Origin of the sequence: Flavobacterium sp. PL02 (genome assembly GCF_035013205.1) — a bacterium.
Classification (GTDB): Bacteria; Bacteroidota; Bacteroidia; order Flavobacteriales; family Flavobacteriaceae; genus Flavobacterium.
In genome coordinates this window covers 390,263-401,917 of the sequence record NZ_JAYGJP010000001.1, presented here as the reverse complement: position 1 = coordinate 401,917, position 11,655 = coordinate 390,263, and the positions used below count along the sequence as shown (strand labels likewise).

Genomic DNA, 11,655 nt, shown 5'->3' with positions numbered 1-11,655 from the left:
TTTACATAATTATCCAAACTTATTTTAAAATTAAGGACTATTGTAAGTATATTTCTACTTTAACTTCAAAACAAAGAACGGATTTAAAACTTAATATGAGGCCATTTCTGTTCTATCTTTTTTATTTTATCACTTAGTTTTGATAAGAAAGTACGATGCTGTTCAGAATCAGGATTGAAGCTTCGATGAGAAAGCCCTTTTTGTATTTCAGATACCTCTTTCATGATAAGAATCCCTTCTTTAGCAATATAGTTTTCACTGAATTGTTCCCAAATATAATCGATAGCAACTTGGTTAGGATGTAACATATCTTCGGTATAAAAACGATAGTCACGAAGTTCGTCCATCATGATTTCGTACGAAGGAAAATATTTAGTTTGCAGTTTATAGTATTCAGTATTCAGGGTATCGTGCAACGAAGAAATTAAGTTGGATTTACTCCATTGATTCTCCACAAAACCATCTTTTATATGACGGACTGGTGAAACGGTAAAGATGATTTTTGCTTCTGGATTTAACGAAGTGATTAAATCTATTGTTTTCTGAATACTATCTTTTATTATATCTAGAGATAAAAGCTCTTTTATAAATTGCTTTTGTGGTACTTTATGGCAATTAGCCACAATCTCATTACTTTCTATATTTCTATAAATCCAAGAAGTTCCGTAGGTAATAATGATGTGTGTAGATTCAGTTAATTGTTGGTACAATTTTTTAATAATCACATTCAGATTATTAATTAAATCTTCTTTATTTGTGTTGCTTAAATCTGAATGTACATCAAACGAATGCCAACGTTCGTTATGAAAAAACACATCGCTCTCGCTAAATGTCTTTTGTGAAACTGCAAAGTTTATCAATTTTTCAATCGCCAACGGATGAAACAAAATTCCAAACGGATTACAACTATTATCGAATTTAAAATAATCCAATTTCTCTGCCATATTTACTGCAAAACAAGAACCAAAGGACAATACTCTAGAATTATAATCGATAGGATTGTTACTTTTCGAAATAGGAATTTGGGTTCTGAATTGCATAATCGTTGTTTCGTGTAAATTTCGTCTATTTTTTATAAATACGAAAGCACGATGCAATGACATTCCACTTTTTTAATAGGTATATGATAATCTGTATCCTAACTTTCCATCATTATAAAATGCTTTTGTTAGTACATACCCTTCGGAATCGTAAGTGTAAGTAGCTGTATTTGTAGATTTATAGGGCGTTATTGAATTTCGAAAAGAAGTTATATGCATCGCCAAATCCTGTAAAGATGTGGTATGTGTAGTTTCAATAATATTATTAATAGAATAGTCGACATCTAACAACAAACCAATTCCTATAACATTTTTAAGTGGGCTGTTATTTGTATCATACTTAAAAGCTACAATATCGGCACTGTCATAATCTTTACTCTCTTTATCTACCTGTTTTATAATATTGCCATTCTCTAATGTAAATGTTCCAGTCGCAATTTCTGTTGTAGTATTCAATTTATCATTATAAAGATGTACGCTATAGCTTACTGTTTTATCCTTATTATAAGTATACTTTTTTAAGAACTTCTGATTATTAAATATATGAACAGCTTCTTTTAGCTTATTATTTTCATATTCATACAAAGTACAATAAACCAATAGCTTCTTATTAGAAAAATCTTCTTTTTTCGTAATTAAATCTCCAGTATAGGTAAAAACTGTTTTTGATCCATTATCATCCAGAATACTTTCGATTTTGTTACCATTATACCTATAAGTGGATTCATAATTATCTGAAGGAAAATCAATGTATTTATAATATTTGGATTTAGGTAATTTTATATTCCCATCTCCTTGTTCAGCATTGTTTTTAGAACACGAAGTCAGTATTAACAAAGAAGCAACTAAAAAATAGTGTAATTTTTTTTCCATAATGTCGACATGATAATAAGCAACAAAAAGAAAGATTTTAACTGTAATTAGGTCACAAAAAAAGGTTTAAAAATATCATTTTAAGGCACAACTTGTGTTTGTGTTTATTCTAAAATTTCAACTGTTTTTTTCAATAAAAAACCCAAATACTAAAAAAGTATCTGGGTTTCTCAAAATTAAAAGTTCGCTTTAATTAATACGTATATTCAATCTCATATTCTATCGTTTTACCATCACCCGCAAATGATGTATGCTTTGCTGGATAACCATTATCATTGTAAATGTAAGTTGTTAAATATACAGAAGGTTTTGGGTAATCTGACCTTGTACTAGTTATTTTTATAACGTTATTGCTGCCAAATTCGCTAATTTCATTAAGTAACAAACTAAATCCTAATACATTTTTTAAAGGATTCTTTTTAGCATCATACTCATAAACTCTTATTCCATTACCAAAACTATTGCCTGTATTGTTCACCTCGCTCTTAATAAGATTTCCATCTTTGTAGGTCAAATTACCCGTTCCTTGTTTAGTTTCGACTTGTGTTTTTGAATCAATACCATATACAATATAAGAAATAGTACCATCTTGATTGTGTGTATAAACAGTCTTAGTGATATATACACCATTAGGATTCGCCTCTGAAATACCTGTTTTATAAATTCTAGTTTTTAGTTTCCCGTTTTCATAAGCATAAGCAACATCAATATATTTAGTTTCTTTACCTTGCACATCTACACTAAACTGTTCCTGTTTTGTAATTATATTACCTTCATAGGTAAATATTGTTTTTGTATCCTCATTGATAGTACTTAAAATTTTGTTTCCGATATAAGTATTAGTACTTTTTCTATTAGTACCCAAAGAAACAGAAGGATAAATATACGATATAGTTTTAGGCAAGATTGATATGTCTTCTGTCGGAACAGCAGTAGAATTATCATCATCGGATGAGCATGAAGTTAGCACTAATAAAGAAGCCGTGAATAAATAGAGTAATTTTTTCATTTATAGATTTAGGTTTTTTGGGCAAATATAGAAGAATTCAAAATTATTAGCTTGATAAAACCCAAATAATCAGAATTACTAAGCCAATCTATTTACTACTTTTGCATCTCCTATAAATTAAAATTCTCAAATGAAATTACTATATTCTTATATAATCAAACATAAAATGCTGTTGTTTCTAGCCTTGATTATGGCGTCTATAAACATCTGTTTCAGTTTATCCGATTCTGTTATTACTGGTAAATTAATGCAAGATTGCGGTGTTGGATTAGCTAAATACAAAGGAAATGAAATCGGTTTTATTAAATCTGTAGCCTTTTGGCTAGGTCTTTCGCTTGGTGCGGCGATGATTTCCAGAATTACCAAAAACTTTCAGGATTATTTCACCAATGTAGTCATCCAGCGTACCGGCGCTCAAATGTATACTGATGGTATTAAAAAATCTCTAGATTTACCTTTTGCTGAATTTGAAGATCAACGCAGTGGGGAAACATTAAGCAAATTAACCAAAGTACGTTCTGATTCCGAAAAATTAATTACACTATCTATTTCTTTAATTTTTCAAACTGTTATCGGGTTTATATTTGTAATTGTTTATGTTGCTAGAATTGATTACCGTATCTCGTTAATCTTTTTAGTTACTGCTCCAATTATAGCTTTAGTAAGTTCTTATCTGGGTAAGAAGATAAAAATTGTTTCTCGCAAAATTGTAAATCAAACCAATGCATTAGCTGGTTCTACTACCGAAAGTTTAAGAAATATCGAACTTGTAAAAAGTCTTGGATTAACATACCAGGAAGAAAAACGTTTGAATTTAAATACGTTTAAAATTTTACAACTGGAATTACAAAAAATCCGTTTTATAAGAAGTTTAAGTTTTATTCAAGGTACTACGGTTCACTTTTTAAGAACCTGTGTAGTGTTTACTCTATATTATTTCTTGTTTGGACAAAAAATCATCGTGGGTGATTTACTTACTATGGTATTCTTTACTTTTTTCATTTTTGGTCCTTTACAAGAATTAGGTAATTTTATAATTGCGCTAAATGAAACAAAAGTTTCAATGGAGAATTTTAAAACTTTATTAAGTGCTCCAAAAGAATTTCGTCCAAAGAATCCAAAACACGTGGGCGCTATTAGATCTTTACTTTTCTCGAATGTAAGTTTCCAACATAAAACGGCTAAATATAAAGCTGTAGAGAATATTAACTTTGATATTAAGCAAGGACAAACCGTAGCTTTTGTGGGGCCATCTGGTTCTGGAAAAACTACTTTAGTTAAATTATTAGTCGGTTTATATACTCCTGCCGAGGGTAAAGTATTTTATAATGACATCGATTCTACCGAAATTGATTTATTAGATTTAAGAAAGCAATTAGGTTTTGTAACCCAAGATGCTCAATTATTCTCAGGAACAATCCGTGAGAATTTACTATTTGTAAGACCATCTGCTACTGATGAAGATTTATACGATGCTTTAAAAAGAGCCAGTTGCGAGACACTATTACATCGTGCCGAAGATGGTTTAAACACCACAATTGGCGAAGGCGGAATTAAAGTTTCAGGTGGTGAGAAACAACGTTTATCTATTGCTCGTGCCATCTTAAGAAATCCAAATTTATTGATTTTTGATGAAGCAACTTCTGCATTGGACTCTATTACCGAAGAAGAAATTAATACTACAATTAGAAATATATCCGACAAGAACAGAATTACGGTTTTAATCGCACATCGATTATCTACCGTAATGCATGCCGATAAAATATTTGTTTTGGAACAAGGAAAAATTATCGAACAAGGGAAACACGATGATTTAGTACTCGAAAAAGGATTGTATTATGCTATGTGGCGTCAACAAATTGGTGAAAGAAAATAGTCATAAAAAAAGCCCAATATCTATTAAAAAGATATTGGGCTTTTTTTATAAATAAACTAATAAAAATACTCTTTGGTAGTTCCTGTATCTTCAAAATTATCAAATGATTTTACTGGATAACCATCCGCATTATATGTTATTTTTAATGTTGTAGTTTTAGCATCATTACCATAACCATATGTTTCAGAAATTATATTACGCAAAACTCCTGATGCTTCACCGTATGTGAAAGCAATTTTATCCATGCCTAAAATATTCTTTTCAGGGTTGTTTTTAGTATCATACGTATATTTGAAATTTGGTGAATTTGTACTTACAATCTCACTTACTTCTCCATTTAAAAAAGTAATAGTTGAGTATTTAAACCCATCTTCGCTATACACTGACACTGTACCATCTGCATTATAAACATAAAATTCATAATGATCCCATTTCTCTTGTCCAGGTTGTGTACTAAAAAATTCAATTATTTTTTTATCTCCATCATACTTATATGTATCTATTTGATCTATAGTTCCATCTGCAAATTTATACTCCAATTTAGTGATTAAATCTCCTGAATATGTATAATACATCCCTAGCTTGGTATCATTATATAATTTACTAACTATCTTATTTCCATCATAATTATAAAGAATTGTTGTCACCAATCCTTTTTCATCTGTACTAATTATTTTTTTTACTAAAATTTGATTATCAATTATTGGATTAGATTCTGGCTTGGGATCAATTATAGGTTCAGTTTTAGTTATTGGCTCAATATCTCTCCCGTCAGTGTCACTAGAACAAGAACTCAATACAAATAAAGAGGCTACCAAAAAATAAAATAATTTTGTTTTCATAATATATTTTCATTTAGAATAATTGTCTGCAAAAAGAAACATTTTTATCAAACTAAACCTCTATAGCACGTCTTATATATAACATTTTAAGACATATTAGCTCGAGTGCTCTTCTCTTTTAATACTATGAATAACAAATTATTTTACTCCATAAAAAAAGCCCAACATCCTTTTTAGTAGACATTGGGCTTTTGTTTTTCTTTTAAAAATCAACTAGTAAAAATACTCTGTAGTAGTTCCTGCATCTTCAAAATTATCAAATGATTTCACTGGATAATCATCCTTATTATATGTCATTTTTGAAGTCTTAGTCGTAGTAGTGGTGTCATCACCATAACTTGATATTTCAGTAATAATATTATGCAAAATTCCGTTGCCTTCACCGTCTGTAAAAGCAATTTTATTCATCCCTAAAATATTTTTTTCAGGATTATTTTTAGTATCATGCGTATATTTAAAATTTGGTGAGTTTGTACTAACAATTTCACTTACCTCTCCATTTAAAAAAGTAATAGTTGAATTCTTAAATCCATCTTCATCATATACTGATACTGTACCATCTGCATTATAAACATAAGTATCTTTACTGTCCCAATCCTCTTGTCCAGGCTGTGTTCTTGAAAATTCTGTTAGTTTTTTATTTGCATCATACTTGTATGTATTTATTTGCTCTACAGTTCCATCTGCAAGTTTAAACTCCATTTTAGTAATTAAATCTCCAGTATATGTATAATAAATACCTTCTTTAGTATTATTATATAGTTGACTAACTATTTTATTTGCATCATAAGTATAAATGATTGTTCGAGTCGTTCCATTAGCATTTTTTTCAATCATTTTTGTTAACAGAATCTGACTTACTGGTACCGGTACTGGTACTGGTGCAACAACAATAACATCTTCATCTTCTCTAGTTACGTCATTAGAGCAAGAGGTTAGCACTAATAAAGCACTAAATAAGTAAAGTAATTTTTTTTTCATTTTTTAATAGGTTATATATTATCAATTAGAGTGTAAATATACAAAGACTCAGTTCTTAAAAACCTAATAAAATTCATTTTTTTGTAATAAAAAACCCAAATAAAACAATATAAATTGCTATTTGGGTCTTTATTTTAATTCATTATTCTTAAATTTTTAGATACTTAGTATCTAAGAACCTTAGTAACTTAAAACCTTACTTCACATAATCAATAGCTTTCGCTAAAGCTTCTGGAATTCCATCTGCATTTTTTCCTCCAGCAGTTGCGAAGAAAGGTTGCCCTCCTCCTCCACCTTGGATATATTTCCCTAACTCACGAACTACTTGTCCTGCGTTTAGTTTTTTATCAGCTACTAATTCTTTAGAGATATAACACGTTAACATAGGTTTTCCTTCTTCGGCTGTAGCCAATACTACAAATAAATTTGTGTAAGAATTACCTAGTTCATAAACCAAATCTTTAGCTCCTTCTGGAGATAAATCGACTTGTTTTGCTAAGAATTGCACACCATTTATTTCTTGTAATTCCTTAGCCAAATCTCCTTTCATGTTTTTGGCTTTATCTTTTAATAAAACTTCTAACTGTTTTTTAAGTTTAGCATTTTCATCTTGCAATGAAACAACAGCTTTTATAGGATCTTGTGCATTTTTTAAAACTGCATTAATCTCTTTTAGTTTCTCTGCTTGATTTGCAAAATATTCTTTTACAGCTCCCGAAGTTATTGCTTCGATACGACGAATTCCTGATGCAACTGCACCTTCGCTCACTATCTTGAAATACCAAATATCAGCTGTATTGTTTACGTGAATTCCTCCACATAATTCCATACTATCTCCAAATTTAATGGCACGTACATGATCTCCATATTTTTCACCAAACAAAGCCATTGCTCCTTCCTGAACTGCTTGCTCAAATGGCACACTTCTTCTTTCTATTAAAGGCAACTGTTCTTGAATTCTTGCATTTACAAAATCCTCAACTTGCTGCAATTCTTCATCGGTTACTTTTGAGAAATGAGAAAAGTCAAATCTTAAATGTTTCGGACTTACCAATGATCCTTTTTGCTCTACGTGCGTTCCTAAAATAGAACGTAATGCCTGATGCATTAAGTGCGTAGCAGAGTGGTTTGAAGCAGAGCTTTTTCTTGTGCTTACATCTACAAAAGCTTTAAAAGTCTCCGTTAGATTATTCGGAATTTCTTTAGCAAAATGTATGATTACATTATTCTCTTTCTTAGTATCAATTATATAAATTACATCTCCGTTACTAGCTTCAAAATATCCTTTATCTCCTACTTGCCCTCCACCTTCTGGATAAAAAGGTGTCATATTAAATACGATTTGATAGATTTCTCCATCTTTAGCACTTTCGACTTTACGGTAACGAGTAATCTTTACCATTGCTTCGGTACGGTCGTATCCTATGAATTCTTCATCTTCATCATCAATCAAAATTTGCCAATCTCCCGCCTTTACTTTCGAAGCTGCACGAGAACGCTCTTTTTGTTTTTGTAATTCTGATTCGAAACCTGCTTCGTCTAATTTTAATCCTTTTTCTGAAAGTATCAAAGCTGTTAAATCGATTGGAAAACCATACGTATCATATAATTCGAATGCTTTTTTACCCGAAACAACTTTATCAGTGTTATTTGCAATAATATTATCTAGTAATACCAATCCCTGATCCAGTGTACGTAAGAATGAATTTTCTTCTTCACGAATTACATTTGCACAAAGTTCTTTTTGCAATTTAATTTCTGGAAACGGAACTCCCATTTGTGTGCTTAGTGTATCTACCAGCTTATAAATAAAAGGCTCTTTGGTATCTAAAAATGTAAATCCATAACGAATAGCACGACGCAATATTCTGCGTATTACATATCCTGCTCCTGTGTTAGATGGTAATTGTCCATCGGCAATTGCAAATGCAACAGCACGAACGTGATCTACTACTACCCGAATAGCAATATTAGTTTTGTTTTGTTCTTCACTTATATTTTTAACTTCATCAGAAGTATATTTAAAACCTGTAATTTGTTCTACTTTTTCAATAAGCGGTGTAAAAACATCAGTATCATAATTAGACGTTTTTCCTTGTAATGCCATACATAAACGCTCAAATCCCATTCCGGTATCAACGTGCTGTGCAGGAAGTTTCTCAAGAGATCCATCGGCTTTACGGTTGAATTCCATGAATACATTATTCCAGATTTCTACCACTTGCGGATGGTCATTATTTACTTCTTCTCTTCCAGGTTTCAATGCTTTTTCTTCCTCTGTACGTAAATCAACATGAATTTCCGAACATGGCCCACAAGGTCCCTGATCACCCATTTCCCAAAAATTATCCTTTTTATTTCCAAGAATAATTCGGTCTTCAGCAACAAGAGTTTTCCAGATATCCCAAGCTTCCTGATCAAAAGGGACATTATCTTCTTTGCTTCCTTCAAAAACAGAAACATACAGATTTTCTTTTGGAATTTTATAAACTTCAGTCAATAATTCCCATGCCCAGTTAATTGCTTCCTTTTTGAAATAATCTCCAAAAGACCAGTTCCCAAGCATTTCAAACATCGTATGGTGATACGTATCAAAACCTACATCTTCTAAATCATTGTGTTTTCCTGAAACACGAAGACATTTTTGCGTGTCGGCTATTCTAGGACTTTTTGGCGTTCCGTTTCCTAAAAAGTATTCTTTAAACTGGGCCATTCCCGAGTTATTGAACATAAGGGTTGGGTCGTCTTTAAGAACAATTGGAGCAGATGGAACAATTAAATGCCCTTTGCTCTGAAAAAAGTCTAAAAATTGCTTGCGTACGTCTTGTGATTTCATATTTAAATTTGAAAATGTGCCAATTTGAAAATGTGTCAATTAAAAATGTGATAATTTTTTTATAATTAATTATCTAATTATCCCGTTATCTAATTGACTAATTATTTTTTTATTATTGAAAAAAGGGCGGAACAACTGAAACATTTATTAAATTTGTTCCACTAACATTTTTACAGTGTGCAAAAATAGGGTATTTTAAAATATGGCGAAAGTAAAATATTATTACGATTCGGAAAATTTGGCCTACCGAAAAATAAAAACTAAAAAAAGGACTAAATTTGGCTTTATTGTCTTGTTTTTAGTTGCTTCGACGTTGTTTGGTTTTTTAGGTTTTGTTATTTTATTGAACACTCCTTACTTTGAAACTCCAAAAGACCGCTTACAAACTCGTGAAATTGAGAATTTGAAGTTGAATTATTCGATTTTAAATAAAAAAATGGATCAGATTGATGCTGTTGTTGAGAGTCTTGAGGAACGTGACAATAATTTATACCGAGTTTATTTTAACAAAAAAGAAATTCCAGATTCAATACGAAAAGCTGGTTTTTCGAGAATAGAAAGATATAAAGCTTTAGAAGGCTACAATAATTCGCAATTGGTAATTAAAACCACCAAAAGAATCGATGTACTTTCTAAACAATTGGCTATACAATCAAGATCATTAGACGAAATTTTGAAACTGGCTAGTGCCAAAGAAGATTTATTATCGGCAATTCCTGCCATTCAGCCAGTACAGAACGAAAATTTAAAACGTATGGTTTCTGGTTTTGGTTATAGAACAGATCCATTTACCAAAGTACGTAAGATGCATGAGGGTATGGATTTTACGGCCAAAACAGGAACTCCTGTTTATGCCACTGGTGATGGTGTTATAGATAGAGCCGACAGTAATGCCTCTGGTTTTGGAAATCATGTCGTAATTAGGCACGGTTTTGGTTATGAAACTTTGTATGCCCATTTAAGCAAATACAACTGCCGACCTGGTCAAAAAGTAAAACGTGGTGACGTTATAGGTTATGTAGGTAGCACCGGAAGATCAGAAGGACCTCACTGCCATTACGAAGTTCATAAAGATGGAAAAGTAGTAAACCCTCTTAATTTTTATTACGGAAATATTTCGGCGGTGGAATATGTTGCCATTTCGCAATTAGCAAACCAAGAAAATCAATCATTAGATTAAAATGCATATAGAATTACAACCTGATAAACGATATTATAGTATTGGCGAAATCGCCAAAGCATTTCATGTGAATGCTTCTTTGATACGCTTTTGGGATGGAGAATTTGATATTCTTAAACCAAAAAAAAACGCTAAGGGTAATAGAATGTTTACACCTGAGGATGTGAAAAATTTACAATTAATTTTCCATTTAGTTAAAGAACGCGGTTTTACGCTGGAAGGTGCCAAAATTCACCTGAAGGAAGGCCAAAAGAAAACATTAGATAAATTCGAAATAATACGTAAATTAGAGACGATAAAAACACAATTGACTGAAATTAAAAACGAATTGTAAAAACAAATCAATAAACTTAAATTAAAGCAAATATGAAAAAATGGTTAATCCCTGTAGGAATTATTGTTGCACTAATCGCTATTATAGCTTTTTGGTCAATTGGAATTAAAAATACTGGTTTAAAATATAACCAGGCAGTAAACAAAGAATGGGGAAATGTAAACACAGCTTACCAACGTCGTAACGACCTTATCGGAAACTTAGTGAATACGGTAAAAGGTGCTGCTGATTTTGAAAAATCTACATTGACTGCTGTTATCGAGGCTCGTGCAAAAGCAACTGCGGTAACAATAGACCCAAGTAATGTTACTCCAGAACAATTGGCTCAATTTAACCAAGCACAAAGCGGTGTATCTTCATCTTTATCTAGATTATTAGTTTCGGTTGAACAATACCCAACTCTAAAAGCAAATGAAAATTTCTTAAAGTTACAAGACGAATTAGCTAGTACAGAAAATCAAATTCTTACTGCAAGAACTCGTTTTAATGAAGCTGTTCAGGAATACAATGGTTACATATTATCAATTCCTAACAAATGGTTCTTAGATTATAAAGAAAAACCATATTTTGAAGCTGTTGCTGGAGCTGATAAACCTGTAGAAGTAAAATTCTAAAAAATTGATAAACGATTTTTGATTGTAGAAATACTAAATTTAAAAATCATTATTATTCATCTAAAAACTA

General features: G+C 31.2%; 10 protein-coding genes. 4 read left to right on the top strand and 6 right to left on the bottom strand.

Annotated elements, in window-relative coordinates:
- Positions 1–83 precede the first annotated feature (83 nt).
- The 3 genes from SHI72_RS01665 to SHI72_RS01655 all read right to left on the bottom strand — a co-directional run bounded on the left by SHI72_RS01665 (position 84) and on the right by SHI72_RS01655 (position 2,922).
- Positions 84–1,040, bottom strand: coding sequence for a GSCFA domain-containing protein (locus SHI72_RS01665; RefSeq protein WP_323489629.1), 957 nt, complete (start codon positions 1,038–1,040; stop codon positions 84–86).
- Positions 1,041–1,112: 72 nt separating this feature from the next.
- A complete protein-coding gene (locus SHI72_RS01660) occupies positions 1,113–1,913 on the bottom strand; it encodes a hypothetical protein (protein WP_323488852.1) in 801 nt (266 codons plus the stop codon).
- A gap of 193 nt (positions 1,914–2,106) precedes the next feature.
- Positions 2,107–2,922: a hypothetical protein gene (locus SHI72_RS01655; protein WP_323488851.1), complete on the bottom strand. Its 816-nt coding sequence runs from the start codon at positions 2,920–2,922 to the stop codon at positions 2,107–2,109.
- Positions 2,923–3,052: 130 nt separating this feature from the next.
- On the opposite strand from SHI72_RS01655, the gene SHI72_RS01650 reads away from it, so the two are divergent.
- Positions 3,053–4,798 carry an ABC transporter ATP-binding protein gene (locus SHI72_RS01650; protein WP_039117533.1) on the top strand — a complete coding sequence of 582 codons (1,746 nt, stop codon included), beginning with the start codon at positions 3,053–3,055 and terminating at the stop codon, positions 4,796–4,798.
- Between the two features lie 56 nt (positions 4,799–4,854).
- On the opposite strand, the gene SHI72_RS01645 is transcribed toward SHI72_RS01650, so the two are convergent.
- The 3 genes from SHI72_RS01645 to alaS all read right to left on the bottom strand — a co-directional run bounded on the left by SHI72_RS01645 (position 4,855) and on the right by alaS (position 9,457).
- A complete protein-coding gene (locus SHI72_RS01645; protein WP_323488850.1) occupies positions 4,855–5,640 on the bottom strand; it encodes a hypothetical protein in 786 nt (261 codons plus the stop codon).
- Positions 5,641–5,853: 213 nt separating this feature from the next.
- Entirely contained in the window at positions 5,854–6,621 is a 768-nt protein-coding gene (locus tag SHI72_RS01640) for a hypothetical protein (protein ID WP_323488849.1), read from the bottom strand.
- Between the two features lie 196 nt (positions 6,622–6,817).
- A complete protein-coding gene (alaS, locus tag SHI72_RS01635; RefSeq protein WP_086894165.1) occupies positions 6,818–9,457 on the bottom strand; it encodes an alanine--tRNA ligase in 2,640 nt (879 codons plus the stop codon).
- A 202-nt stretch (positions 9,458–9,659) separates the two neighbouring features.
- On the opposite strand from alaS, the gene SHI72_RS01630 reads away from it, so the two are divergent.
- The 3 genes from SHI72_RS01630 to SHI72_RS01620 are packed head-to-tail and all read left to right on the top strand — an operon-like array spanning position 9,660 to position 11,585.
- Positions 9,660–10,637, top strand: a complete 978-nt coding sequence (locus SHI72_RS01630) for a M23 family metallopeptidase (protein WP_039111443.1) — start codon at positions 9,660–9,662, stop codon at positions 10,635–10,637.
- A 1-nt stretch (position 10,638) separates the two neighbouring features.
- Positions 10,639–10,971: a MerR family transcriptional regulator gene (locus SHI72_RS01625; protein WP_035619327.1), complete on the top strand. Its 333-nt coding sequence runs from the start codon at positions 10,639–10,641 to the stop codon at positions 10,969–10,971.
- 32 nt (positions 10,972–11,003) lie between these two features.
- Entirely contained in the window at positions 11,004–11,585 is a 582-nt protein-coding gene (locus SHI72_RS01620; protein ID WP_039111444.1) for a LemA family protein, read from the top strand.
- Positions 11,586–11,655: the final 70 nt, after the last annotated feature.

Coding starts and splice junctions, on each gene's coding strand:
- SHI72_RS01665 (WP_323489629.1), bottom strand. CDS start 1,040: ATGCAATTCAGAACCCAAATTCCTATTTCGAAAAGTAACAATCCTATC.
- SHI72_RS01660 (WP_323488852.1), bottom strand. CDS start 1,913: ATGGAAAAAAAATTACACTATTTTTTAGTTGCTTCTTTGTTAATACTG.
- SHI72_RS01655 (WP_323488851.1), bottom strand. CDS start 2,922: ATGAAAAAATTACTCTATTTATTCACGGCTTCTTTATTAGTGCTAACT.
- SHI72_RS01650 (WP_039117533.1), top strand. CDS start 3,053: ATGAAATTACTATATTCTTATATAATCAAACATAAAATGCTGTTGTTT.
- SHI72_RS01645 (WP_323488850.1), bottom strand. CDS start 5,640: ATGAAAACAAAATTATTTTATTTTTTGGTAGCCTCTTTATTTGTATTG.
- SHI72_RS01640 (WP_323488849.1), bottom strand. CDS start 6,621: ATGAAAAAAAAATTACTTTACTTATTTAGTGCTTTATTAGTGCTAACC.
- alaS (WP_086894165.1), bottom strand. CDS start 9,457: ATGAAATCACAAGACGTACGCAAGCAATTTTTAGACTTTTTTCAGAGC.
- SHI72_RS01630 (WP_039111443.1), top strand. CDS start 9,660: ATGGCGAAAGTAAAATATTATTACGATTCGGAAAATTTGGCCTACCGA.
- SHI72_RS01625 (WP_035619327.1), top strand. CDS start 10,639: ATGCATATAGAATTACAACCTGATAAACGATATTATAGTATTGGCGAA.
- SHI72_RS01620 (WP_039111444.1), top strand. CDS start 11,004: ATGAAAAAATGGTTAATCCCTGTAGGAATTATTGTTGCACTAATCGCT.